Genomic DNA, 23,500 nt, shown 5'->3' with positions numbered 1-23,500 from the left:
TCGAAATCTGCGCGGCCGGTATGCGTTCGGGGTGTTTCTGTGATGTCCAATGGGCGTTCTGCCGCCCAGAACACCCATGTGACCAGCGGTTTCGCGATATACGTTCGGCGTATGGTGATGGGCGTCCGCCGGTGGTAATGTCCCGCCGACCAGGGCAAACCGTGCGTGACCGACCGGATCAGGGGCATTGATGGCGCGGGCATCCAAAACGCAGCGGTACTGCACACGCTGCGGCAATCGCCTGAACAGCTACAACGGGCAACCGTTCTGCGCGTCCTGCGAGGCTGCTTTCCGCCATGAGATGGCGCAGCCGCCACAAGTGCCGCTCGGATTCTGGCAGACGGATCAGATGCGCGACGCGCTCGCTACCTGGCACATGGGCCTGGTCGTGAGTGCGTATCGGGCGCATCCGTACCACGGCCGGACGCTGCCGCAAGAACTCGTGGCCAACTGGCTCGGCCTGACCCAAGCCCAGCTCAGTCGCATGGAGAAGGGCTCCGCCCCGGAGTTCCTGTCGAAGCTCATTCGCTGGGCCCAGGTCCTCGGCATTCCCGCAGACTTGTTGTGGTTCAAGCTGCCCGGCGCTTCCGCCGCTACCCTCGATGACGTGAAGCGCCAAGACTTTCTCCGGGCCGCGCTCGGGGTGACGGCGACCAGCGCTGCCGCGCCGCTGATGGACCTCCTCAACACCATCCAGCCCACCCCTGTGCCTTCGCTAGTGGGTGTGACTGAGATCGAGCAGATCCGCCAAACTGCCCGCGAGTTCAGCACTTGGGACCACGCCTACGGCGGCGGCCTGGTTCGTGAAGCCGTCGGCGCGCAACTTCGCTATGCCGTCGGCTTGCTCAATGCCCGGTGTCTCGAACGACACCGCGCCGACCTGCACAGTTCAGTGGGTTTCCTCGGCCACACTGCCGGGTTCATGGCGTTCGACGCCTACGCCCACGCTGATGCCCGAAACATGTTCCAGTTGGCCTTGACCTGTGCAGAGGAGGCGGGGGACTGGCACCTCCGCAGCAAGGTGCTCTCCTCGATGGCCCGCCAGGCGATCTGGTGCGGCAACCCCGATGATGGCCTGACCTACATCGAACTGGCAATGGTGCGTTCGGATCGGCTGACAGCCACCGAGCGCGCAATGCTTCAGTCGGCCAGGGCGCGGGCGCTGGCCAAACTCCAGCGCGTCGAAGACGCGATGCGGGCAATCGGCGAGGCTGACGAGTCATTTTCTGATGCGTCGCCCGAGAACGATCCGCCGTGGATGTCCTACTACGATGCGGCGCAGCATTCCGGCGACACTGGCCACGCTCTGTTCGATCTCGCCGTGCAGGGGCGGTTCGTCACCGAAGCCAAGCAACGGCTTCGCACTGCCGTCGCCGGACACACCGACACTTACGTTCGGTCCCGCGCGATTTCGGGCATCAAACTGGCGTCGCTCACGATGGCCAGTGGCGATCCGCTCGAAGCGGCTGGACTCGGAACGGCCGCCTTGGTCGATGTCGGCCATGTCCGGTCGCGGCGGGCTGCCGACGATCTGCGCGAACTGGCAGGCTTCGCGAAGCGGCACCCGAGCGCCCCGGAGGTCGACGAACTTCGTACCCAGATCGACGCTGTCGTGGCGGGGGTATGAGCGAGACGCCCGAGGATGAAACGCCTGCGGTTCTTCGAGAAGCCTGCCAGGCAGCCGGGGTTGATTCGGCTGATGCTGAACTGCTGCGTCGGGGTGAAAATGCCATCTACCGGCTACCTGGTGGCATGGTGGTTCGGATCAGTCGACCAGGGCAACAGGCCGCCGCTGCGCGGGAGGTGGCAGTTGCCCGGTGGTTGGAAGCCGCGAGCGTCGATGCTGTCCAGGCCGCGCCAGATGTTGAACAGGCCATCGAGATTGACGGGCGAGCCGTGACCTTTTGGCGGGAGCTGCCGCCCCATCATCACGGCACACCCGCACAGGTGGCTGAAGCGCTGAAAAGGCTTCACGGCTCGGTACCGCCCACCGCGTTCGAGCTGGGCGCGGTGGCGCCGTTCGTTCGGCTGGAAGAACGGATCGACGGCGCGAGCTTCCTGGCAGACGACGATCGGCGATGGATGCGGGATCACTTAGCGGAGCTACGCGACCGCTGGGCCAAACTTCCGCCGGGCCTGCCGTGGTGCGTCATTCACGGGGACGCCTGGGTGGGGAACGTCGTGGCCACCGACGACGGCCGCGTGATCCTGCTCGATCTGGAACGAACGTCGATCGGGCCGCCCGAGTGGGACTTGGTGCATACGTCCATCAAGTGGTCGTCCTTCGGCTGGATCAGCGCGAAACAGTACGGCGAGTTCTGCGATGTCTATGGGTATGACGTCACAACCTGGGAGGGCTTCGAACTACTACGGGACGTCCGGGAGTTCCGGATGACGACAATGGCCGTGCAGATGGTGGCGGCTGACGTGAAGTGGCGAGAGCAAGCGACTCATCGGTTGGCGTGCATACGTCGGCAACTAGGCAATAGGCCATGGAAGGATTGGCGTGTACTGACTTAACTGCCGTCCTCGTTAGTAAATTTTTCGCCAACGTTTGAATGCGCGCACATCCGCTGGATTCAAATTGAACCACTCGCCATTAAGGCGCTTTTCGTTGAATCGCCGGTGCCAGTAATTCTCAATTCCACTGGGGTCATCCGTCTTGATGGAATGTACCAAGTCAATCCGCTCCGGCAGCTGTATCCGCAACTCGTTTCCTCGGCGCACCATGTTGTTGGTCATTCCAATCTTGAAATACTTGCCCGACTTGAAAAGATAAACCTCTCCAATCGCCGCGCTAATATCCCTGTCATCACGTATGGCATCGACCTCTACTTTTCGGGGGGTCGCCTCTAGTATCTCAACTACATCATCGTACCCTTTCTTGCCATCGCAGTATTGAGAAATTTGGGCAATAAAGTTATCTCTAGTTCCGAATCTCCGCGTGTAAGCGCTGTCGTTTGGAAAGCTGGGGTCGGCTCGTCTCTTGATACGCATCTCGGCTCGTGTCGGAAACCGTTTCAATTCTCGAATAAGAGCAATCGCACTTTCCATCAAAAAAGTTCTGTCATGCCCTTCAAGTATGAATCTATTTGGCTCAAACCCGGCTTCGCGTTGAGCCTCGGATATTCTAGGCCAAAATTTTTGCCAGTCGTATTCTTTGATACCCGTAACTCTTTCGAGTTGTTCTCTGCCAAGCGGCTTGCCTCCGTTGGCTTCAGCGGTGCGCCTGATCTCGGCTAGTATTTCCTCTCGCGTCATATTATGGAAGCAATAATAACATAATTAGAGACTTCTCCCCAGTGAAAATCCGGCGGCTATGCGTCTCTCGCGTTCAGTGAGCATCCGCCTTGAAGCTATTCATAGAAATCGTGCAGTGAACTGCGTGACAGGAACTTGCGCATTGAAGGTGGGCAAGATTACAATACTTAAATAAGATAAGCTGGAAAACGATAAGTGAGTGAAATTCGATTTAGACTATGGCATTGCAATGTCCCCGACGCTGGCACTGATCTCGCAAACAATCTCAGTGTGTTGGTGGAGAACCGACAGTGTCTCCCTTGGCCGCAGTGCGCGTGCAAGCCGGACGGGCGGAAGGGCGCGCGGGCCTGTCGGTCGTGTCCGCTAGCCTTCTCTTGCGACGGCGACGACGGAGCCTTGGTCGATGCTGTCAGTTGATCTGTTGTCCGACAACGAGTCCTGGGAGACTGTGGTGAAGGGTCAGCGTGTACAGCTGTCCGAGAGTTGGCTTGTAGGCGATTCGATTGGGAAGGGCGGTTTCGGCCACGTCTATCACGTAACGGGTGGCGGGCGGGAGGCCGTGGCGAAGTTCGTACCCAAGGAGCCCGGCGCTGACCGTGAGTTGCTCTTCGCCAACCCCAAGGGTGTGCGCAACGTGGTGCCGATCATCGACTCCGGCGAGCACGGCAATAACTGGGTGCTTGTGATGCCTCGGGCGAAGCGCTCATTGCGGGATCAGCTCGTAGAGGAACCGATCCTTTCCCTTGCCGACGCAATTGAGATTATCGGGGATGTTTGCGATGCGTTGAGCGACCTCGATGGCAAAGTTGTCCATCGAGACCTGAAGCCGGATAACGTTCTATTGCTTGACGGCAAGTGGTGCCTGAGTGACTTTGGGATTTCGCGCTACGCTGAGGCGTCGACAGCTTCGGATACACGAAAATATTCCATGACTGCGCATTACGCTGCACCAGAACAGTGGCGGCATGAGCGCGCGACCATCGCAGCTGACATCTATGCGTTGGGTGTCATGGCTTTCGAGATGCTCGCCGGACATAGACCCTTCCCCGGTCCCACAAACGAAGATTTTCGGCAGCAGCACCTCCACGGTGATGTCCCCGAACTCTCAGCGGCTCCGGCTGGCCTAGCGGCCCTTGTCGACGAATGCATGTACAAGGCTGCTGCGGCGCGGCCGACGCCAGCCAACTTCAGAGTGCGACTTGACCGCGTCAGGGATAAAGCCAACAGTGGCGGTGGCCTGGCGCAACTGGAGGAGGCGAACCAAGCAGAGGTTCGACGTCGTTCCGAAGAGTCTCGGAAAAGATCTGAAGCTATGACCGAGCAGGAACGTCGCGCAGAATTACTGGCTACCGCGCAGCGGAGTTTTAACAGGATGTCTGCAACGTTCCGCGACGCCATCGTAAGTGCAGCTCCGTCTGCCGTGCTTTCGTCTCGGGATGGCGGTTGGGCAGTGCGACTTGGTGATGCAAACCTGACGTTTTCAGGAATAAATCAGCGTCCAGATACCAGTTGGGGTGGCAGGCGTCCTGCTATTGATGTAATAGCCACTGCGACAATCAACCTCCGTATCCCGCCGAAGTGGGATTACGAGGGCCGCTCTCACTCGCTCTGGTTCGGCGACATTCAGGAGGCTGGGCGCTACGGCTGGTTTGAGTGTGCATTCATGGTTGCGCCCTACATCCCCATGCGTGGCCGACAAAATCCTTTCAGCCTTGACCTGGGCGAAGAATCTGGTGGGGCGGTCGGCGTAGGCATGGCAAAGTATCAAGTTGCGTGGCCGTTCACACTGCTCGATACAGGGGATCTCGATGAACTGATCGGCCGATGGGCGAACTGGCTCGCCCAGGCATCTAACGGTGGGTTGCAGATGCCTGGGATGATGCCTGAACGTCCAGTTGACGGGAGCTGGCGAACAAGATGATGCTAGAAGCGATGCGGCTCCCGCCTCTTGGCTGATTACCGCTCCCGCCCATGTGTATCCCGCATCCGCACGTCCCGGCCGACCAAGACCCGGTGAACCGTAGTGGAGTCGACGCCGAACCGCTCGCCGATCCGGGCCAGCGACAGCCCTGACTCGTATAGCCGGGCGGCCTCACCGACTTGTTCGTCGCTCAGCCCTTGGTTGCGCATCGCGGCTCCACCCTCGCGGAGGATCTTTAGGACCGTCCCCTTGCCGATGCCGTACTCACGCACGAGCTTGGTCGAAGGTACGCCTGCTTCGTACTTGGCGACGATCTCCTCTCGCATCGCCTCAGTCAGTCGACCGGCCAACCTGTGAGGCTTCGACGCGACCGGCTCGGGTTCACGCGGTGGGGTGGAGGCAAGCCGATCCTTCAGACCGGCGAGCCGGTCTCTGAGGTAGTCCTTCCTCGAATAGCCTCCGATGAAGTCCACTGAATGGCGAAGCCGCAGGTCATTGGCCTGTGGCTTCGCTGTTGTTCGGCATTGTGCGAACGCCCTGCGGCGGTTCAGTCATCGGCCGTCCTCCACACGGATCAGTGGTGGATCACCGCACCGAGCCGCGGCAGGACGAGTCGTTTCCAACTGCGCTCCACGGAATTCAGGTCGCTGGCCTGGCGGCGGGTATCACTGCGGGCCATCGAGACGGTCGCTCAGTCGCTTCCGACGCGCGTGGGAGATTGCGAGATTCTCAGTACTCGTTCAACGGAGCAGAGGGGGGAAAGGTGACCGGTAGAGCCGCCAAGGACCGGTGGAAGGGGCCAGGCCGCCAGGTCGGTGCGTCGGCCGGTATGGCCAGCTGGATCTCGGGCAGCGCATCGAGAAGCTGATCGATGGCGTTTTGAGCGAGCAGGTAGGCCACCGACTGCGCGGGGCAGGCATGTGGGCCGATGCCCCACGCCAGATGCGAGCGATTGCCTGTGTGAGTCTCGGTCCGGATCTTGGGGTCGTTGTTGCAGCCGGCCATGCTGATGAGGATCGGCTGGTGCGCGGGCAGCCAGACGTCGTCGATGAGGATCGGCTGACGGGGGTAGGTGGTGAGGAGGTTCGCCAGCGGCGGGTTCTTGAACAAGACTTCGTCCAAGGCGTCTCGGGTGGACAGGTTCCCGCCGACGACACTTCCGCCGAAGCGTTCGTCGGTAAGGATCAGCAGCAGGGTGTTGCCGATCAGGTTCTGTTGCAGTTCGATCCCGGCGCCGTAGACGCTGTTCAGTTGGTGGATCATCTCCAGTTCATCGAGTTCGGCCGGATGCCGCAGTAGTAGCGAGGTGATGTCGTTGCCAGGATGGGTCCGTTTGAGGGCCAGCAGTTCCAGCAGCGCCTCGATGATCATCTTGTTGCCGTCCTCGGCATCGATCCCCTCGAACATCGCGGCCATGCCTGCGGCGACCCGCTGTCCGATTTCCGGCGGGCAGCCCAGCAGAGCATCGGTGACCGCGAATGCGAGCGGCAACGCGTACTGACTGATCAGATCGGCTGTACCGGCCTGGCAAAAGGTGTTGATCAGCGGGAGGGCGATCTTCTCCACCGTGGCATCGAGAGCGTACAGATCCACCGCGTTGATACTCGTGGTGATTGCCTGCCGGTAGCGCTGTAGGGCCGCTCCGTCGCTTCGACTCCCGGTGGGGCGCCACTCCATAAGCGGCAGGACGGGGCAGTCGGCCGGGATGTTCTGCTGCCAGGTGCGCGGATCGACAGGGAAGTGCTCGGGATCGTTGAGGATCCGCAGCGCGGTGTCATACCCGACCACCAACGTGGCCGGCACGCCCGGCGCCAGCTCAACCGGAGCCAAAGAGCCGTATTGTGCTCGCATTTCGTCGTAAACACGGTGCGGATCCGCGGCGAATTCCGACGAGTACAGCGACACCCTCGGACCTTCGGTAGCCATCGGCGAGCCGTGGACGACTGGACAGGCCGGGGTTTCCAGTCGGGACCGTGGCGTACTCAAGAATGGTGCTCCAGATGTTCGTGTGTGCTGTTTTGGGGACGCGGTCTTCGGCGCATCCCTGTTTTCGGTCGCCGAACCATTGCTGCAACTTCGAGAAGCGTACTTTCCAAGGGGATTTCGTGCCACTCGTTCCGCGCCGCATCGGCAGCAGCCGATGCGAGGTATCGTGCGTCGAATGCGGTTGGTGAAGGTCTGATGGGTCGATGGCGTGCTTTCTTGCCGCCTACGACCTGGCCCGCGGCGCGCCCCTGGCACACGACCGCTCACATTCGCCGAGTACCTACCGGTGTGATTCGAATAGCCGGCCCTGCGACCGTCAGCAGGTTCGGGTTGTGCAGCATTAGGCCCACCAAAGGCGAGTGCTCGGGTAGAGCACTCGCCTTTTTGTTTCTGTGTGGCGTCTGGCCGGGCTCGTGTCCACCACCGAGCGGCAGCGGTGTTGTGCCGATCCCGGCGATGCTGCGCGAACCAGCAGGACCTACGCGGCGATGGTGGTGACGCGGAGGTGCGCCGCGATATCGGTGGGGGAGCCGGTGTAGTGGAGGGTGCGTAGGCCGAGGCTTGCGGCGGCTTGGCAGTTGTCGGCGCGGTCGTCGACGAACAGGACGCGACTGGGGTCGTGAACTCCGGTCGCGGCGAGGGCGTTTCGGTAGGTGTCGGGGTGGGGTTTGTTCATGCCGAGGCGGGCCGAGTAGAGGGCGTCGGTCATCAGGGTGCGCCAGTCGGAGGCGTCGAGGGCATCGCCGACCGGGTGGGGTGCGTTGGAGAGCAGCACCATCGGGAGATCTGCCCGGCGGGCATGGTGGAGGAGGGCTACGACGCGGTCGTCGGTCCGGGTCCACAGCGCGGTGTCGACGGCGCGCAACTGGGTGAGCAGTTCCGGGTCCGGGCGATGGCCGAGCACGGTGGTCCAGAAGTCCGCGTCGTCGAAGTCGCCGGAATCGTAGGGTTCGCGGGCGCTCCAGAAGACATTTTGGAAGAGCTCGAGCTGGTCTGCGTGCCATCCGGCGAGTTCGGCGAGCTCGCTCCACATGGGAACAGTGGGCTGCAGGCCGATGACGCCGTTGTAGTCGAAGATGACCGCGTCGAGTTCCACGGACTGGTGCGGTAGGGCAGTAATCACCGGTGCTCCAAGGCTTGATGGGACGGACGGCCACGCCTGCGGGGCAGGGTGGCAGGCATGACGGGATGCCGTGGGGATGACGATTCCCGCCTCCTTCCATGACGGAAGAGGCGTGCGAACTGTGGATCGAAGGAAGGTTCCGCGAGTCAAAGGCTGGAGGTGGTGCGCGACGCTGCGCGAACAAGCCGAAACCTACCAAGGGGTACGTCGGGGTACCACTCGAGACGGGCCTTGGTGATCCGCTCCACAAAGTGCCGTCCGCAGGTCTCACCGGCGTCGGAGTCGAGATCACTCACCGAGGTCGGCCGACAGTCTGCGCACGAATAACGTTCGGCGCTTGTCGTTCTCGGAGATGCGCAGTGCGTCGGGAGCCGCCGTCGGGCCCATGGGCGGCAGGTCGAAACGCGATCGAACCGGGGCGGCTCGCTGACCGTCGGTCGAACGATGGATACCGGAACAACGTTGTGAGCTGCGACGATTCGTGCCGGAGTCGCCCCGGAGCGGGTGCCGTGTCGATTCGGGATGGAGGTGCTCGGGATGGCCGACGGGCAGGGGGCTGGGGACCTGGTTCCGGCAGGGCGGCGGGCGGCGGCTTGGGGGGTGGATTTCGGTCTCGTGCTGGGGTTGGCGGTGTTGTTGGGGACGGTGACGCACTATCGGATCGCCGATTACCTTTCGGGCTGGGCGGATCTCGCTGGGACCGGCGTGTGGGATGTGATTCAGTCGAATGGGAACTGGGGTGGGGCGGGCAAGACGTTCGGTATGGACGTCGTGCATACGGTGCTCGTCTTCATCATCGAAGCATTCGGCGCGTTGATCGCGGCGACGTTCGCCTATCAGTTCGCTGGATTGGCTTGGCAAGGAAGGACTTTGGGCAAAGTCCTGCTCGATCTCCGAGTGGGGTCGGTGCGCGGCGGCGAGGACGGACTGGGGCGAGGGCAGGCGGCGCGGCGCGCTTTCGTGGGCACGATGACCGACGTCGGGCTGTACTCGTGCGCGTGCATCGCGCTATTGGCGGGCCAGTTCCTTCTGTCCTTCGTGCTGTGGCTGATCGCGATCGTCGTCTTGGTGATCAACGCGGTGTGCGTCTTCGGTTCGAGTCGCCGCTCCCTGGTCGATCGCGTCGCGGGAACTGTTGTCGTGCAGGCCGGACTGTTGCGGAAGTCATTGGAAACAGCCAGGGACCACGTGGTTGTGCAGCGCGGAATTCAGGGCGCGCAGGAGGGGATCGAGCACATCCAAACGGCGACACGGCAGATAGCGCAGCTTGCCACCCCCGAGCAGATGCGTCAGCTGCGCGATTCCGAACGGGCCGCGCAACTGCGCGAACTCGGGCAAGACGTCGGTCGTCGGACCGCGGAGTCGGCTCGGCGGGCGATCGCATCGGAACGAGGTCAGCAGGCGCAGCGTGTGGCCAAGCGGGCTGGTGCGGGGCTGCGGGGAGCATACGAGCGGCGTCGTGGCACGGGGAACCGTGAGGGATGACGATGGATTACTTGTCCGAGGACGATTACTCCGCCACGATCGGCGCCGACCGCCTCACCGTTATGTTGCGCAAGGCGGAAGGGGCCGCGAAAAGCTTGCGGGCGAGCAACTGCGCGCCGGAGATCTGGAAGCTGCGCGAGTGGAATCCGGTCAACCCGTCGGCCGTGTTCACCGGATGGAAGCTGCGGACCTATCGTGGCAACGATTGGGAGGACGGTGGCGGGCGGTATCGCCACATCGTCAGCGAGTTGATCGTCAGTTTGCTCGACGAATCCGGTGCGGTCTACCGGGGTGTAGTGGAGCAGCGCAAATACACCGCGGATCTACCTGCCGCTTCCGCACGCAGCTGGGAATTCACGGTGTGGAACGAAGGCATGCTGACCTCGTGCAACAGAGTCGAGTCCGTCGATCAGGTGGTGGCGATGGAACGGGGTCATCGCGGGTATGACCCGGTCGCGCCCGGCGGCTTCTGCGACTCGATCAGCGCCGACTTGGACCAGTTGGTGACCCGCCGCCCGCCGCGCGAACGACCTTCCGCCGTGAGTCGGCCGAGGGAAGCGCCCAAGAAGGCGCGCTCATGGTCGAGGTGGTTCTGATACCGGGCAGCCCGCTCGCGTAGGCGAAGGCGCCGAGGAATCCCGCGCCTGCCTGCCCTCTCAGGCGGTGGCGGTTCGCAGTGCGAACCAACCTGTGCCGGGGTCGGCGTAACCGTGGTACATCAGGCGCACTCGCTGATCGACTTCGAAGAGGCGATAGACCGCGAGCATGGCGCGGGCGGTCGCTTCCTGCTGGAAGTCGTCGATGCGGCGGTACCCGATCGGGTGCTCGGGCAGCAGCTCCAAGCGGGTGAGTTCGGTGGGATCGGTGACTTCCAGGCCCATCGGTGCGGCGTCGGTGATGTGGTGGTCGTGCAGGATGTCGTGGATCCGGTGCGGGTCGGGGCGGCCGGAGCGGAATCGGTGGACTTCGGCGCGCAGCGCTGGACCGGCGGGCTCGCTCTCGACCACGTCGATCAGTTCGGGATCGACGCTCGGTGTTCCGGTGTCCTCGGCGATCGGGGTTTGTTCGAGCAGGTGCAGCATGTTGCCGCCGGGAATCAGTGGCTCCGGGGCGAGGAACAGGGTGACCGTCGGGCAGACGCAGCCCTGGCCGAGCAGACAGACACGCATGTGGAACGAATCGGGCATGCGGCCCTCCTCCATCGGGACGGGCCGTGAGTAGACGGCCCTTTGCTGGATCGGGACTTCGTGGTGTGCCGATCGCGGAATCGCCCTGGCGCTTCTACGGTCGACCGTGCCGCAGTTCCCCAGTCTAGGAGCCGGGCACCGCCCGCGCATCGGCATCTTCCGCCTCGGTTCACGGAACATGGAGGCAGGAAAAGCAGGCGCAGGGTGATGATCAGCCGGGCAGACGGCAGAGTCCGAGGGTCTTGCTGCGCAGGGCTCCGAGGCTGATCTTGTCGCGATATCGGACGCGGCGGTGAAGCGGGGGCGTGGCGGGCGCAACCGCCGCTCAGCTGATCCGTATCTCGACCGGCGGAGCCGCTACATGCGGATAGTCGGTGGTCACGTCGACCCGCACTCGACCCGGGCCGGTGGGCAGGGCGGCGAACACGGTCGCGGCCGGCTGGTTCCGAGCGGTCTTGTCGCTGACGGGCACGGCCACCGTGCCTGCCGCGCCGGTGTCGAGGTTGCGCCAATTGGCGAACGCCGTGAAGGTGCACGGCATGCCCATCGGCGTGTCGCTGACGAAGCTGATGCCGAAACGGGCCGCCCCGGGCATTCCGGCGGGCGAGGAGACGCCCGCTCGGCCTTCGCCGTAGCAGGTGTCGCCGAAGGTGCGGATGACTCCGATGTTCACGAATGCGGGTTCGTCCGCGGTCGCGGGACCCGCCGACGCCGCGAACCCGCCGACGCACAGCGCCGCGATCAGGGCGCTTCGTCCGACCAACTGCCTGTTTCGCACTGCCGATCACGCTCCTTCTTCGTCGAATCGAGCACTCTCGGACGGTCATTGTGCCCCGTTAGTCGGCGTTCGCGGTTCGATCGCGCGCCACGTCGTCGCGTGTCGACCCGGCACGCGAGCCGTGCACGCACGCATAGCATCGGAGTGTGGAGCGAGGATCGTTGCTGAAGGCTCGGGCCGGCGGGAAACTGCACGGCGGCAATCACGGGATCGCGCCGGAAGAGGTGGTGGCCGCGCAGCGGGCCCGCATGCTGGTGGCGATGATCGAAGCGGCTGCGGACAAGGGCTACGCGGCGGCGACGGTGGCGGACGTGCTGAAGCGGGCCGAGGTGTCCAGGATGACCTTCTACCAGCACTTCGCGAACAAGGAGGCGTGCTTCCTCGCCGCCTACGACATGGCCGTGGAGATCGTGATGACCAGGATCACGGGCGCGCTCGCCGCTGACGGCACGCCGCTCGAGCGGATCGATCGGGCACTCGACGCCTACTTCTCCACCCTCGCGCAAGAACCACAGGTGGCGAAGGTCTTCTTGGTGGAGGTGTACGCGGCGGGAAGGCCGGTGCTGGAGCGGCGGTTGGCGACCCAGGCGGCTTTGGTGGACGGTTTCGCCGAGGCGCTCGGCGCGACGCGCCCGCATCAGCAGCTGGCGGGCGAGGCGGTGATCGGCGCGGTCGTCTCGCTGGCGACCAACCGCGTCGTCGCAGGGGACTTCGCCGCGCTGGCCGGGTTGCGCGAGCCGCTGATGTCGTCGCTGATCAGGAATCTGGTGTGAGGCCGGACAGTCGTCCGGCGACCGCGGGCAGCCGATCCAGCATCGCCACGGTGAAATCGGCCAGCAGCGTGATCAGCCCGTCGCGGTCGACGTCGAGCCCCCCGTCCAGCCAGACGAGAACCAGTTCCGCCGCGCCGCCGGTGATCAGCTGGGAAGTCGCGGCGATCGCGGTGTCCTGCCCTTCGGGCAGCTCGAGCACCAGGCGGGTCTGCTCGATGATGACGTCGGCGACCTGGCGCATGCCCGCGAACCGGCTGCGCATGAGCGCCTCGTCGCCGTAGGTCTGGGCGAACGCCACTTTCGCGCGTCGCGGATCGTCGGTGAGTTCGACGATGAGGGCCGCCACTCCGGCGCGGATCCGGTCGGCGGGCGTGCCCGTGGTCTCGGCGACGGCGGCCTTCGCCCGGTCCAGCGCCGCCTGCTGGATCTCCACCAGCACCCCGGAGGCCAGCGCATCGCGGTCGGGGAACGCCTCGTAGAAGAAGCGCGGGCCGACCTTGGCCTGTTCGCACACCCCGCGCACGGTCAACGCCGACAGTCCCTGTGTGCCGATGATGTCGAGGGCGGCGTCGAGCAACCGCCTGCGCCGGTCCTCGCGGCGCTCGGCCGTGGAGGCTCCGCGGTAGGTGCCGCTGACGGTACGGGTCACCCCGCCAGCTTGGCACAGCCAAAATTGGGAAACAACCGTTTACGGAAACGATGGTTTCCTCTATCGTCGGACTATCGCAGTGTCGCGAAGGGAAGACGGTCATGAGTCTGCTTGTGCCCCAGTCGTTCGATGAGATCTCCGGCACGATCCGCCAGGCGCGGACCACCTGGGCGTGGCACGCGCAGCGCGCGGCCGCGCGCGCGGTCGCGCATTACCCGGCGCAGGTGCGGCCGCTGGCCGATCCGCCGCCGGGCAGCGGACTGAAACCGGTGCTCGGTGACTTCGGGCTCCCCGGCATCGGATACACCTTGCACGCGTTGGCCGACCCGATCCAATTCGCGCGGAAGCGTTTCGACCGCTTCGGCCCGGTGCAGTGGTTCGGCATGCTCGGTCGGCGCATGGTCACCTTCGGCAGTCCGGAGGGCTACGAGGCGGTGATGCTGGACCGCGACAAGGTGTTGTCGGCGCAGCGCGGCTGGGAGTGGCTGATCGGCCCGTTCTTCCGCGGAGGTCTGCTACTGCGCGATTTCGACGACCACCTCTTCCATCGGCGCGTGATGCAGCAGGCCTTCACGCGGCCGCGGTTGATCGGGTACCTCGACCTGACCACGCCTCGGATCACCCGCGGCATCGCGCAGTGGGAGCCCGCCGACGATTTCCCGGTCTACCGGTCGATCAAGAAACTGCTGCTCCAGCAGGCCACCGAAGTCTTCGCGGGCGCCGAACCCGGCGCGGGCTCGGCACGATTGGAGCGCGCCTTCGAGGACGCGGTGCGCGGCGGGGCCGCCTTGATCCGGGCGAACGTGCCGGGCGGTGTGTGGGCCCGCGGCGTGCGCGGCCGCCGGGTGCTCGAGGAGCACTTCCGCCGCGAGTTGCCCGCGAAGCGCGCGGGCGGCGGCAGCGATCTGTTCAGCGTGCTGTGCCGGGCCCGCACCGCCGACGGCGAGACCTTCACCGACGCCGAGGTGATCGAGCACATGATCTTCGTGATGATGGCGGCCCACGACACCAGCACCATCGCCGCGTCCATGCTGGTCTACGAACTCGGCAGGCACCCCGAATGGCAGGAGCGGCTGCGCGCCGAATCCGTCGCGCTGGGCAAGCCGGCGCTGGACTACGACGATCTCGACCGCCTGCCCTCGCTCGATCTCGCGTTCAAGGAAGCGCTGCGGGTCTACTCGCCGGTGGCCCAGCAGGTCCGCGAAACCATCGCCGACGCCGACATCCTCGGCTACTACCTGCCGAAGGGGACGTTCATCCTCTGTGGCACGTACGGGCTGATGCGCAACGAGGAGTACTGGCACGATCCCGATACCTTCGACCCGGAACGTTTCGCCGAGCACCGTCGTGAGGACAGATCGCACCGCTTCGCCTGGGCGCCTTTCGGTGGCGGGGCGCACAAGTGCATAGGCCTCTACTTCGGCGGCATGACCGTGAAAGCCGTAGTGCATCAAATGCTGTTGCGGTATCGCTGGAGCGTGCCGGACGGCTACCAGCTGCCCCTGGTCGCCGGAACCGGACCGGTGCCCGCCGATGGTTTGCCCATCCGGCTGGAGCGGATCGTCCGATGAGGATCATCGCCGACCGAATCGTCTGCGCGGGGCACGGCATGTGCGAAGCGCTGGCGCCGGATCTGTTCCGGGTGGGCGCGGACGGGATCGTCGTGCCGCCCGACACCGTCACGAGCGATCGGGAGCTGCTCGAGCTCGTCGTCGACAGCTGCCCGGTCGCGGCGCTGCGGCTGAGCTGAGGTCTCCCGGCTCGTTTCGCGTCCTCGGCGCTGGGTACCGCGAACTGCGATATTCGAGCCCATCGACGCGAGAGGACCGCATCTCATGGCCACCTGCGATACGTGCGGAAACGAGTACGACAAGACGTTCACCATCACCCGCGACGGCCAGTCCGCCACCTTCGACAGCTTCGAATGCGCGATCACCGCCATGGCCCCGACCTGCACGCACTGTTCCTGCCGGATCGTCGGGCACGGTGTGGAGGCGCGTGGAGACTACTTCTGCTGCGCGCATTGCGCCCACGAAGCGGGTCATCCGGCCCTGGTCGATCACGTCTGAACCCGCTGCCGAGCGGCGATGCGCGACCGATCATCCGCGCGGCGCGTGGCTTCGCCGCACCTCGAGCCCCGCGACCCGCGCCGCTTCGGCCAGCACCGCTTCGAGCATCGCCGGAGTGAGTCGTCCGGTGAAGGTGTTCTGCTGGCTGACGTGGTAGCAGCCGAACAAGTGCAGCGGACCGCGGCCCGCCTCGGTGCGTGCCGTGGCCGAATCTCGGTCGCGGGCGCGGCACGGCCCAGCCCGCTTCGGCCAGCACCGGAAGCAGTGCCTGCCAGCCGAACGCGCCGAGCACCACCACCGAGCGGACGGTGGGCGTCAGCAGTCGCAGTTCGGTCGCCAGCCAGTGTCCGCAGCGATCTCGCTCCTCCGGCGTCGGCTTGTTGTCCGGCGGTGCGCAGTGCACGGGAGCGGTGACCCGCACGCCGTGCAGCCGCAGGCCGTCGTCGACGCTGACCGCGGTCGGCTGGTTGGCCAGACCGACCGCGTGCAGCGCCGCGAAGAGCACGTCGCCGCTGCGGTCGCCGGTGAACATGCGGCCGGTCCGGTTGCCGCCGTGCGCCGCGGGCGCGAGTCCGACGAGCAGCATCCGCGCGTCCGCCGGACCGAAGCCGGGCACGGGACGGCCCCAATACGTCTGGTCGCGGAAGGCGGCGCGTTTCTGTCGCGCGACGAGCTCGCGCCAGGCGACCAGACGCGGGCAGGCGAAGCAGTCGGCGACCGCCGCGTCGAGTTCGGCGATGGTCCGGCACACGTCAGCACCGGCCGTACGAGGCGGTGGCGTAGACCGCCCATACCGTGCGGCGCCCGAGGGCGTGGCAGCGTCGGTCGGAGATCGGTGTCTCGTGCATCAGAACTCCCTTCGGTGGTCCCAGGGGAGGGACGAACCGGGCGATCGTGCCCACGGTGCGCCGACGCGACCGGCCGGTGCCGTCGATCGTTGATCGGTCCCGTCCGGACGGTACCGCTTCGGACATCTGTCCAGTTCAGCGGGGTGATCGAGCGGCCGCCGGGCGCGATATGTGATCGGTACCACCCGGTCGGGGTTGGTAGCATGGCGGTTCCGACCGACCGGATGCGGTGGTTCACCTCCGGCTTCTTTCGAAAGAGTCTTTCCATGCAGTTTGAGATCGTCGAGCGGGACGAGACGTGGGTTGCCGGGCTGCCGGTACGCAGCCCCAAACGTGCGCTCGGGGAACTGCGTGACCGGGATCTGGAGGCCGCCTGGGCGGCGGTGTTGCACCAGGAACTCGGCGGCCCGTTGGCCAGCGCCTACACCGACTACACCGGTGAGCTGGGCACGTACAACACCCAGATCGTCGGCTATCAGTGCGCGTCCTTCGCCGACGTCACCCGCGGTCACCTGGTCGCCCGGCTGCCGCGCGGCGCCTACGCACGGTTCTCCTCGGTCGGTAACTTCCCGCAGGTGATGACCGACCTGTGGACGCAGATCGCCTACGCCGAGGAACACAACCAGATCAAGCGGACCTACACCGGCGATTTCGAGTGCTACCCGCACGCCTACAAGATCGATCTGTACCTGGCGGTCGACGCGCGATGAGTTATGCGATCGTGGTGCGTGCCGAGGCGGTCTACGGCGGGCTGGTCGTCCCGCGCGTGCGCCCGAGCTTCAAGGTCAGCAACAGCGACCTCATCGAGTTCCTCAAGGACCGCCTGCGGGACCGGGGGGACGGCGTGGACCGTCCGATGTACACGGTGTACGTGCCGGATCCGGCCGGGAACTACAACGCTGTGGTCTGTTTCGAGTACCCCGCGCCGGACGCGGTGCCGGTGGGTGACGTCTTGGTGCGTGTCCCGAAAGGCGTCTATGCCCGGTTCGCGCCGAACGGCGACTATCACGATCCGGTAGAGGACGTCTGGGCGCAGGTCGACGACGCGACGGCGTCCGCCGAGATCACCCGGGCCTACCGTGAAGAGATCGAGATCTGGCACGCCCCGGAATCGGTCGAGTTGTTCATTTCAATCCTCGTTTAAATTGCTAATCGGTAACTGACCTCGGACCGACTGGTCTCCATGTTATTTCCGATTTCGAATACGCCGGTTCTGACCTGCGAAAATATGGCGTGTACCACAGAGTTTTCGGAAGATTAACCGGACGGCTGGTCAATTCCTGTCCGATGACGGATACTGCCCTGGGCAACTTCGTCTCGGCTCGGGGCCGCGGAGGGCTGCATCGGGCTGGACTATCGCGCATGGCAGCGCGGCGATGGAGTAGGAACAACATGACTGTGGATCTGATTGCAGTCGTGCCGAGGAACTCCCGTGGGCGGGGAGTGCGACGGTATTACGACGCGCAATCCGAGTGTGCGTTCTTTGTCTCCGAACCGGGCGTGCAGCCGGAACTCTGGGACCGGTATCTGCACGGGGCGTGTGCCGTTTACCGGCATTTCGGAGTCGAACACGCGCTCGAATACGAAACGGTCGCCGACGGTGCGTCATCGGCGCTGTTCTTCGCCGCGCTCGACGCCGACGGCGACATGGTCGCCGGGGTGCGGATGCAAGGTCCGTACACCGACGCGCGGCAGGCGCACGCGCTGGTCGAATGGGCCGGTCAGCCGGGCGCGGACGACTTGCGGCAGATGATCGCCGACCGGATACCGCAGGGCGTGATCGAGGCCAAAGGCGCGTGGGTCGCTCGCGATGCCGCCAACCGGGGCGAACTCAGCGCGGCGATCTCGCGCACCGTGCTGCACGGCGCGCGCCTGCTCGGCGCCCGCTACGGCTTCGCGACGGTGGCCTCCTTCACCGTGGCCCGCCACGAGGCGTGCGGTGCGGTTGCGGCCGAGCGCATTCCCGCGGTGCCGTATCCGGACGAGCGCTACCGAACCGTTCCGCTGTGGTGGGATACCCGGAGCTATGCCGCCTCGGCCGAGGAAGCGCAGCGATCCCTGACCCAGCGCGAACAGGACGCGCTCGGCCTGTCGACCGCGCGTACGCCCGATGTGCGATGCGGGATCGGGCGGCCGACGGAGGGCCGGCGCGGACATGGGCGATGACCGGAGCCGAGCGGCGGACCACCGGCCGCTGATCATCGACCCCGCCGATCCGGAGGACGCGCGGATACTCGCCGCGCTGCGCGCCGACCCGCGCATCGAAATCCTCGATCTGCGTGCGTCGTTGCGCGCCGAATACAGCAGAATGGTTGCCGCGCCCGATATTCCGGAAGGGCCCGAAGCGGATCGCTGGATCTACTATCCGTGGCGCGCCGCGGTGGTCGGATTGCCGGGGCCGCGTACTTTCCGGATGATCCGGCTGGATCGTAATCGGAACAAACTGACCAGAGCCGAACAGGACCTTCTGGCCGAACGCACGATCGGGATCGTGGGACAAAGCGCCGGGCACGCGATCGCGCATCTGCTCGCCATGGAGGGCGTTTGCGGCGGATTGCGCTTGGCGGACCTGGACGATATCGAGTTGTCGAATCTCAACCGGGTGGCCGGGACGCTGTTCGACATCGGCGTCAACAAAGCGGTGGTAACCGCACGCCGTATCGCCGAGTTGGACCCTTATCTCCCGGTGCAGATCTTCGCGACCGGGGTCGACGAGAATTCGGTGGGCGAATTCCTGGACGGACTCGCGATCGTGGTCGAGGAATGCGATTCGCTCGATATGAAACTCGTGATTCGCGAGGCGGCGGCCCGGCATCGCATTCCCGTACTGATGGAAACCAGTGACCGTGGTTTGCTGGACGTCGAGCGTTTCGATCTCGAAGCCCGCCGTCCCGCGTTCCACGGATTACTCGGCGAGGTCAGCGCCCGGGATTTGCGGGGGCTGACCTCGCGGGAGAAGGCGCCGTACGTGGTGAAGCTGCTCGGCGCCTCCGGGCTGTCGCCGCGGCTGGGCGCGAGCCTGGTCGAAGTCGGCGAGACGGTGAACAGCTGGCCGCAGCTGGCCGGTGACGTCGGCCTCGGCGCCGCGAGCGTGGCCGCCGCCGTGCGGCGCATCGGACTGGGGCTGAAGCTGGATTCCGGTCGCGTCCGGATCGATGTGGAACGGCATCTCGACGAGCTGGCCGACCCGCCGCCGAACGACGAGCCGGTGTGGGCCGATGCGCCGCCCGAGCCCGTCACCGGGCCCATCGCAAGCGTCCTCGCCTGCGCGCAACGGGCTCCATCCGGGGGAAACATGCAGCCTTGGTCGTTGCGGGCCGGCACGGAGCACATCGCCATCGAGCTGGCGCCCGAGTGCAGCACGGCGATGGACATCGGCTATCGCGGCAGCGCCGTCGCACTCGGCGCGGCCGTCTACAACGCGCGGGTCGCCGCGGCCGCGCACGGAATCCTCGGCCCGCACGAGTTCGTCGAAGGAGCGCCGGGGTCCGGTCGTCTCGTCGCCAGCTTGCGGCTGGGGAACGATCGCAGTGCCGAGCTGGCGGCCGACTATCCCGCCGTCCTGCGACGCGAGACCAACCGCAGGGTCGGCACCGGGGCCCCGCTGGCAGACGGCGTACTCGACGCGCTCACGGCGGCCGCCGAATCGGCCGGTGCGCATGTGCGCGCCGTCGTGGAACGGGAGGACATTGAGGAAGCTGCGAGATTGCTGGGGGATTCCGATCGGGTCCGCTATCTCACGCCCCGCTTATACGAGGAAATGCTCGCCGAAGTCCGTTGGGCGGACGACACGCCGGAGACCGGAATCGATGCGCGCAGCCTGGAACTGACCGACGACGAATGGGCGGCATTCCAGATCACCACCCGCGCCGACGTCATGGCGCAGTTGCGGTCCTGGTCGGGTGGAGCGGCGCTGGGGAAATACACCGGTGACCGGGTGCGGTCCAGCTCCGCCATTCTGGCCGTGACATTCGACGCGGCCGACCCTCGATTGACCGACTACGCGGCGGCGGGCGCGGCGGTCGCGCGGGTTTGGGTGCGGGCCGAGCGCCTCGGATTGTGCGTGCAGCCGATTTCCCCGGTATACCTCTACGCCCGACGCCATGCGGAACTTGCAGCGATTTCCCCCGACTTCACGGATACACTAACGTCACTTCAGGGCCGTTTCCTGGACCTGCTGGAAGTGCCCGAGCATGAGACCATGGCGTTGGTGCTTCGCCTGAGCTACGCCTCCGCCGCCACCGTACGCAGCAGGCGGCGTCCGGTGCTCGGTGTGGACACCAGTAGTTAGCGCGATCGGAGACAATGTGCCACGGCGGACACTCGACTCGTTGGTGACCCAGGTCGCCTCTGAGCTCATGGGTGTGGACGCCACGACCATGGTCGCCGCCACCGAACGCGTGCTCGCGCAACTGGTCGAGTACTTCGACGTGGATTTCAGCTACGTGCGGCACACCGACCGCGAACGCCGGGCAACCGTGCTCATCGCCGAGTGGCCGCACCGGCAGAACATTCCGGATCCCGATCCGCTCGGCGTGATCTACTTCGACGGCGCCGACCCGGTGTTCCGCGCCCTGGAGAACGCGACCGAGCCGATGGTCGCGCGCCCGACGCCGGAATTCGCCGACTACCAGGAGACCGTGCGCCGTGGTTCCGGCATCGTCGGGGTGACCTCGGCGGCGGTACCGCTGATGTCGCGTGGCGAGCCGACCGGTGTGCTCGGGTTCGTCAAGTCGGGCGATCGGGAGTGGAGCAATCGCGAACTCAACGTGCTCAAAGCCATCGCGGCGCTGTTCGCGCAACTGCAAGCGCGGGTGGTCGCGGAGGAACGTCTCCGATACATCGCGCTGCACGACGACTTGACCGGCCTGGCCAACCGGCGCGCGCTGCTCGAGCACATGGAGGAGCGATTACGCGCGGGAAGCCCCGGCCCGGTGGCCGCTTTCTTCCTCGACCTGGACCGCTTGAAAGCACTCAACGATTTCCTCGGTCACACCGCAGGGGACAACTTCATCCGTACCTTGTCGACGCGCCTGCGGGAGAACCTGGACCCGAACGACATGATCGCCCGACTGGGCGGCGACGAATTCGTCATAGTTCCCGCCAAGCCGATGGACGCGGTGGCCGCCGAGTACGAGGCGAACCGCATCCAGCAGTTGATCGCGCGGCGCGTCACCGTCGGCGGCGAGTCGGTCAGCCGGGGCGCCAGCGTCGGCGTCGCGCTCGGCTTCCCCGGTGAGACGACGGTCGCCGACGTGCTGCGCCGCGCCGATCACGCGTTGTTGTCGGCGAAATCGGGCGGCGGCAACGGCGTCGCGGTGTTCACCGACACCATGCGCGCGCAATTCGAACTCCAAGACGACGTGGAGCTCAACCTGCGCGGCGCGGTGTCGGACGGCTCGCTGCTGCTGCACTACCAACCCGAGGTGGATCTGCGCACGGGCCGCATCGTCGCGTTGGAGGCGCTGGTTCGCTGGCTGCACCCGACCAGGGGATTGCTGCCGCCCGCCGCGTTCGTCACCGTCGCCGAGGCCACCAACCTGGCCGGCGAACTTGGCCGCTGGGTGATCCGGTCGGCGTGCGCGCAATTCGCCGAATGGCGCAGGCGCGGTCTGGCGGGCAACGTCGTGATGCGGATCAACGTGTCGCCGGTGCAGTTGGTCAGCCTCGATTTCGTCGAGCGCATCGAGGACATCCTGCGCCTGTTCGGCATCGACGGCAGCTCGGTGTGCCTGGAGATCACCGAGCACGTCGTGGTCCAGGACCTGGCCCGGACCCAGGTCACGCTGCGCGGACTCAAGCGGATGGGCGTGCAGATCGCCATCGACGATTTCGGCACCGGCTACAGCTCGCTGTCGCATCTGAAGGCGCTGCCGGTGGACGCGGTGAAGATCGATCGGGGTTTCGTGCAGCGCCTCGGCGCCAGCACCGACGATCTGGCCATCGTGAAATCCATCATCGGCCTGGCCGGCTCGTTCGGGCTGGGCGTCGTCGGGGAAGGCGTCGAGACGGCGGTCGCCGCGCGCACCTTGGTCGGCCTCGGCTGCTACCGCGCGCAAGGCTTTCTGATCGCGAAGCCGATGCCCGCCGAGCAGGTCGAGACGCACCTCACCGCGGGCCGGATCCCGCTTGATCTCGATCTTCCGCGGGCCGGGCGCGGGCTGCCCGCGCACTGAGATCACCGCGACAGCCGCCGGTTATCCGGTTCTTTCACGGCCGTTCACGCACCGTTGGGCGCGGGTAACCCGATCCGCTGCACGATCGGCCACGTGCGCATAGTTCAGCTTGCGAACTTCTACGGCCCGCGGTCGGGTGGGCTGCGCACGGCGCTGCACCATCTGGGCGAGGGTTACGTCGCCGCGGGACACGACGTGGTGCTGATCGTGCCGGGCCCGCGCCGGTCCGAGGAGATCCTGCCCACCGGCGTCGTACGGATCACACTGCCCGCGTTGGCCATTCCGTGGACCGGGGGTTACCGTGCCGCGGATCCACGCCGGGTGGCCGACGTCCTGGACGGATTGCGGCCCGACGTGCTCGAGGTCTCCGACCGGCTGACGCTGCGCGGATTCGGCCGCTGGGCGCGGCGGCGCGACGTGGCAGGCGTGATGATCTCGCACGAGCGGCTCGACCGGCTGCTGGGGCAGGTGCTGCCCGGCCCGGTGGCGCGGCGCTGCGCCGATGTGGCCAACCGGCACACCGCCACCGACTACGACATCGTCGTGTGCACCACCAGCTTCGCTCGCGAGGAGTTCCTGCGCATCGACGCGCGGAACGTGGAGCTGGTCCCGCTCGGCGTCGATCTCGATCTGTTCAACCCGCACCGGCGCGATCGCAGGCTGCGCGCCGATCTGGGGGTGCCGGGTCATCCGCTGCTGGTGCACTGCGGCCGGTTGTCGGTCGAGAAGCGGGTGGATCGCAGCATCGAGGCGGTCGGCGCGTTGCGGGCGGCGGGTATCGAGGCGCGCTTGGTCGTCGCCGGGGACGGCCCGCGCCGCGACGCGTTGCAGCGGCGGGCCCGCACGCTGGCCCCGCTGCCCGGCGGGGTGCCCGCCGTGCACTTCACCGGCTTCATCGCCGAGCGCGCGATGGTCGCCAAACTGCTCGCCACGGCGGATGTCTCGCTGGCGCCCGGTCCGCACGAGACTTTCGGCCTCGCGGCGCTGGAAGCGCTCGCGGCGGGCACGCCCGTGGTGGCGAGCCGATCCTCCGCGCTGGCCGACATCGTGACCGCCGACTGCGGCGCGGTGGCCGCCGACCATCCGTCCGCGTTCGCGCGGGCGGTCAGCGACGTGCTGGCCATGCCGCAGGCCCGCAGGCGCAGCGCCGCGCGCAGCCGGGCCGAGCAATTCACCTGGCCGCGAGCCGTCGCGGGCATGCTCGCGGTTCTGGGTCGTTAGCGGCGTCCCGGTCGGCGGCCGCC

General features: G+C 65.9%; 22 protein-coding genes and 1 pseudogene. 15 read left to right on the top strand and 8 right to left on the bottom strand.

Annotation, left to right across the window (positions count from 1 at the left end):
• Positions 1–190: 190 nt before the first annotated feature.
• Entirely contained in the window at positions 191–1,627 is a 1,437-nt protein-coding gene (locus tag ACL03I_RS29040) for an XRE family transcriptional regulator (protein ID WP_412807436.1), read from the top strand.
• Complete coding sequence (locus ACL03I_RS29035; protein ID WP_412807435.1) at positions 1,624–2,520, top strand: phosphotransferase family protein; 897 nt, start codon at positions 1,624–1,626, stop codon at positions 2,518–2,520. The genes ACL03I_RS29040 and ACL03I_RS29035 overlap by 4 nt, the downstream gene beginning before the upstream one ends.
• 12 nt (positions 2,521–2,532) lie before the next feature.
• Here the strand turns inward: ACL03I_RS29035 and ACL03I_RS29030 are convergent, their stop codons facing one another.
• Positions 2,533–3,261 (bottom strand): GIY-YIG nuclease family protein, encoded by a 729-nt coding sequence (locus ACL03I_RS29030; RefSeq protein WP_412807434.1) that lies wholly within the window; start codon positions 3,259–3,261, stop codon positions 2,533–2,535.
• 403 nt (positions 3,262–3,664) lie between these two features.
• On the opposite strand from ACL03I_RS29030, the gene ACL03I_RS29025 reads away from it, so the two are divergent.
• Positions 3,665–5,182: a serine/threonine-protein kinase gene (locus ACL03I_RS29025; protein WP_412807433.1), complete on the top strand. Its 1,518-nt coding sequence runs from the start codon at positions 3,665–3,667 to the stop codon at positions 5,180–5,182.
• A 35-nt stretch (positions 5,183–5,217) separates the two neighbouring features.
• On the opposite strand, the gene ACL03I_RS29020 is transcribed toward ACL03I_RS29025, so the two are convergent.
• From ACL03I_RS29020 to ACL03I_RS29010, 3 genes are all read right to left on the bottom strand, one after another.
• On the bottom strand, positions 5,218–5,655 hold the full coding sequence (locus tag ACL03I_RS29020) for a helix-turn-helix domain-containing protein (RefSeq protein WP_412807432.1): 438 nt from the start codon (positions 5,653–5,655) through the stop codon (positions 5,218–5,220).
• A gap of 256 nt (positions 5,656–5,911) precedes the next feature.
• Positions 5,912–7,108, bottom strand: a complete 1,197-nt coding sequence (locus ACL03I_RS29015) for a cytochrome P450 family protein (protein WP_364429111.1) — start codon at positions 7,106–7,108, stop codon at positions 5,912–5,914.
• A 538-nt stretch (positions 7,109–7,646) separates the two neighbouring features.
• Entirely contained in the window at positions 7,647–8,291 is a 645-nt protein-coding gene (locus ACL03I_RS29010; RefSeq protein ID WP_379250773.1) for an HAD family hydrolase, read from the bottom strand.
• A gap of 537 nt (positions 8,292–8,828) precedes the next feature.
• Here ACL03I_RS29010 and ACL03I_RS29005 point away from each other — a divergent pair.
• Together ACL03I_RS29005 and ACL03I_RS29000 are read left to right on the top strand one after the other, a co-directional pair.
• A complete protein-coding gene (locus ACL03I_RS29005; protein ID WP_412807431.1) occupies positions 8,829–9,776 on the top strand; it encodes an RDD family protein in 948 nt (315 codons plus the stop codon).
• Between the two features lie 2 nt (positions 9,777–9,778).
• Entirely contained in the window at positions 9,779–10,372 is a 594-nt protein-coding gene (locus ACL03I_RS29000; RefSeq protein WP_412807430.1) for a hypothetical protein, read from the top strand.
• Positions 10,373–10,432: 60 nt separating this feature from the next.
• Here ACL03I_RS29000 and ACL03I_RS28995 read toward each other — a convergent pair whose 3' ends face one another.
• Both ACL03I_RS28995 and ACL03I_RS28990 read right to left on the bottom strand, forming a co-directional pair.
• Complete coding sequence (locus tag ACL03I_RS28995) at positions 10,433–10,963, bottom strand: hypothetical protein (RefSeq protein ID WP_355074585.1); 531 nt, start codon at positions 10,961–10,963, stop codon at positions 10,433–10,435.
• Between the two features lie 325 nt (positions 10,964–11,288).
• Complete coding sequence (locus tag ACL03I_RS28990) at positions 11,289–11,741, bottom strand: hypothetical protein (RefSeq protein ID WP_355074583.1); 453 nt, start codon at positions 11,739–11,741, stop codon at positions 11,289–11,291.
• Positions 11,742–11,887: 146 nt separating this feature from the next.
• Here ACL03I_RS28990 and ACL03I_RS28985 point away from each other — a divergent pair, with 146 nt between their 5' ends.
• Entirely contained in the window at positions 11,888–12,514 is a 627-nt protein-coding gene (locus ACL03I_RS28985; RefSeq protein ID WP_379250783.1) for a TetR/AcrR family transcriptional regulator, read from the top strand.
• Here the strand turns inward: ACL03I_RS28985 and ACL03I_RS28980 are convergent.
• A complete protein-coding gene (locus ACL03I_RS28980) occupies positions 12,498–13,163 on the bottom strand; it encodes a TetR/AcrR family transcriptional regulator (protein WP_355074579.1) in 666 nt (221 codons plus the stop codon). The genes ACL03I_RS28985 and ACL03I_RS28980 overlap by 17 nt on opposite strands.
• Before the next feature lie 101 nt (positions 13,164–13,264).
• Here ACL03I_RS28980 and ACL03I_RS28975 point away from each other — a divergent pair, with 101 nt between their 5' ends.
• The 3 genes from ACL03I_RS28975 (at position 13,265) to ACL03I_RS28965 (ending at position 15,232) form a co-directional block, all read left to right on the top strand.
• Positions 13,265–14,734 carry a cytochrome P450 gene (locus tag ACL03I_RS28975; RefSeq protein ID WP_412807429.1) on the top strand — a complete coding sequence of 490 codons (1,470 nt, stop codon included), beginning with the start codon at positions 13,265–13,267 and terminating at the stop codon, positions 14,732–14,734.
• Positions 14,731–14,913: a ferredoxin gene (locus tag ACL03I_RS28970; protein ID WP_355074575.1), complete on the top strand. Its 183-nt coding sequence runs from the start codon at positions 14,731–14,733 to the stop codon at positions 14,911–14,913. The genes ACL03I_RS28975 and ACL03I_RS28970 overlap by 4 nt, the downstream gene beginning before the upstream one ends.
• A gap of 85 nt (positions 14,914–14,998) precedes the next feature.
• The gene (locus ACL03I_RS28965; RefSeq protein WP_039801014.1) at positions 14,999–15,232 is read left to right on the top strand and encodes a hypothetical protein; all 234 of its coding nucleotides are present in this window, start codon (positions 14,999–15,001) and stop codon (positions 15,230–15,232) included.
• A 30-nt stretch (positions 15,233–15,262) separates the two neighbouring features.
• On the opposite strand, the pseudogene ACL03I_RS28960 reads toward ACL03I_RS28965, so the two are convergent.
• Positions 15,263–15,983: pseudogene (locus tag ACL03I_RS28960) on the bottom strand (uracil-DNA glycosylase).
• A gap of 363 nt (positions 15,984–16,346) precedes the next feature.
• On the opposite strand from ACL03I_RS28960, the gene ACL03I_RS28955 reads away from it, so the two are divergent.
• The 6 genes from ACL03I_RS28955 to ACL03I_RS28930 all read left to right on the top strand — a co-directional run bounded on the left by ACL03I_RS28955 (position 16,347) and on the right by ACL03I_RS28930 (position 23,477).
• Positions 16,347–16,790 (top strand): GyrI-like domain-containing protein, encoded by a 444-nt coding sequence (locus tag ACL03I_RS28955; RefSeq protein WP_355074571.1) that lies wholly within the window; start codon positions 16,347–16,349, stop codon positions 16,788–16,790.
• Complete coding sequence (locus ACL03I_RS28950) at positions 16,787–17,224, top strand: effector binding domain-containing protein (RefSeq protein ID WP_355074570.1); 438 nt, start codon at positions 16,787–16,789, stop codon at positions 17,222–17,224. The genes ACL03I_RS28955 and ACL03I_RS28950 overlap by 4 nt, the downstream gene beginning before the upstream one ends.
• Before the next feature lie 248 nt (positions 17,225–17,472).
• Positions 17,473–18,246 carry a hypothetical protein gene (locus tag ACL03I_RS28945; RefSeq protein WP_355074568.1) on the top strand — a complete coding sequence of 258 codons (774 nt, stop codon included), beginning with the start codon at positions 17,473–17,475 and terminating at the stop codon, positions 18,244–18,246.
• Entirely contained in the window at positions 18,236–20,371 is a 2,136-nt protein-coding gene (locus tag ACL03I_RS28940) for an Rv1355c family protein (RefSeq protein ID WP_412807428.1), read from the top strand. The genes ACL03I_RS28945 and ACL03I_RS28940 overlap by 11 nt, the downstream gene beginning before the upstream one ends.
• A 67-nt stretch (positions 20,372–20,438) precedes the next feature.
• Positions 20,439–22,256, top strand: a complete 1,818-nt coding sequence (locus tag ACL03I_RS28935; protein ID WP_355075033.1) for a putative bifunctional diguanylate cyclase/phosphodiesterase — start codon at positions 20,439–20,441, stop codon at positions 22,254–22,256.
• A 93-nt stretch (positions 22,257–22,349) separates the two neighbouring features.
• Positions 22,350–23,477 (top strand): glycosyltransferase, encoded by a 1,128-nt coding sequence (locus tag ACL03I_RS28930; RefSeq protein WP_355074565.1) that lies wholly within the window; start codon positions 22,350–22,352, stop codon positions 23,475–23,477.
• Positions 23,478–23,500: the final 23 nt, after the last annotated feature.

The sequence above is a fragment of the Nocardia sichangensis genome (genome assembly GCF_047200615.1).
In the GTDB taxonomy this organism is placed as follows: Bacteria; Actinomycetota; Actinomycetes; order Mycobacteriales; family Mycobacteriaceae; genus Nocardia; species Nocardia sichangensis.
This window is presented reverse-complemented; position numbering and strand designations above follow the sequence as displayed.

Excerpts from the sequence above, each read along its gene's own strand:
- ACL03I_RS29040 (WP_412807436.1), top strand. The coding sequence starts at position 191 with ATGGCGCGGGCATCCAAAACGCAGCGGTACTGCACACGCTGCGGCAAT.
- ACL03I_RS29035 (WP_412807435.1), top strand. The coding sequence starts at position 1,624 with ATGAGCGAGACGCCCGAGGATGAAACGCCTGCGGTTCTTCGAGAAGCC.
- ACL03I_RS29030 (WP_412807434.1), bottom strand. The coding sequence starts at position 3,261 with ATGACGCGAGAGGAAATACTAGCCGAGATCAGGCGCACCGCTGAAGCC.
- ACL03I_RS29025 (WP_412807433.1), top strand. The coding sequence starts at position 3,665 with ATGCTGTCAGTTGATCTGTTGTCCGACAACGAGTCCTGGGAGACTGTG.
- ACL03I_RS29015 (WP_364429111.1), bottom strand. The coding sequence starts at position 7,108 with ATGGCTACCGAAGGTCCGAGGGTGTCGCTGTACTCGTCGGAATTCGCC.
- ACL03I_RS29005 (WP_412807431.1), top strand. The coding sequence starts at position 8,829 with ATGGCCGACGGGCAGGGGGCTGGGGACCTGGTTCCGGCAGGGCGGCGG.
- ACL03I_RS29000 (WP_412807430.1), top strand. The coding sequence starts at position 9,779 with ATGGATTACTTGTCCGAGGACGATTACTCCGCCACGATCGGCGCCGAC.
- ACL03I_RS28995 (WP_355074585.1), bottom strand. The coding sequence starts at position 10,963 with ATGCCCGATTCGTTCCACATGCGTGTCTGTCTGCTCGGCCAGGGCTGC.
- ACL03I_RS28975 (WP_412807429.1), top strand. The coding sequence starts at position 13,265 with ATGAGTCTGCTTGTGCCCCAGTCGTTCGATGAGATCTCCGGCACGATC.
- ACL03I_RS28970 (WP_355074575.1), top strand. The coding sequence starts at position 14,731 with ATGAGGATCATCGCCGACCGAATCGTCTGCGCGGGGCACGGCATGTGC.
- ACL03I_RS28965 (WP_039801014.1), top strand. The coding sequence starts at position 14,999 with ATGGCCACCTGCGATACGTGCGGAAACGAGTACGACAAGACGTTCACC.
- ACL03I_RS28955 (WP_355074571.1), top strand. The coding sequence starts at position 16,347 with ATGCAGTTTGAGATCGTCGAGCGGGACGAGACGTGGGTTGCCGGGCTG.
- ACL03I_RS28950 (WP_355074570.1), top strand. The coding sequence starts at position 16,787 with ATGAGTTATGCGATCGTGGTGCGTGCCGAGGCGGTCTACGGCGGGCTG.
- ACL03I_RS28945 (WP_355074568.1), top strand. The coding sequence starts at position 17,473 with ATGACTGTGGATCTGATTGCAGTCGTGCCGAGGAACTCCCGTGGGCGG.
- ACL03I_RS28940 (WP_412807428.1), top strand. The coding sequence starts at position 18,236 with ATGGGCGATGACCGGAGCCGAGCGGCGGACCACCGGCCGCTGATCATC.
- ACL03I_RS28935 (WP_355075033.1), top strand. The coding sequence starts at position 20,439 with ATGGGTGTGGACGCCACGACCATGGTCGCCGCCACCGAACGCGTGCTC.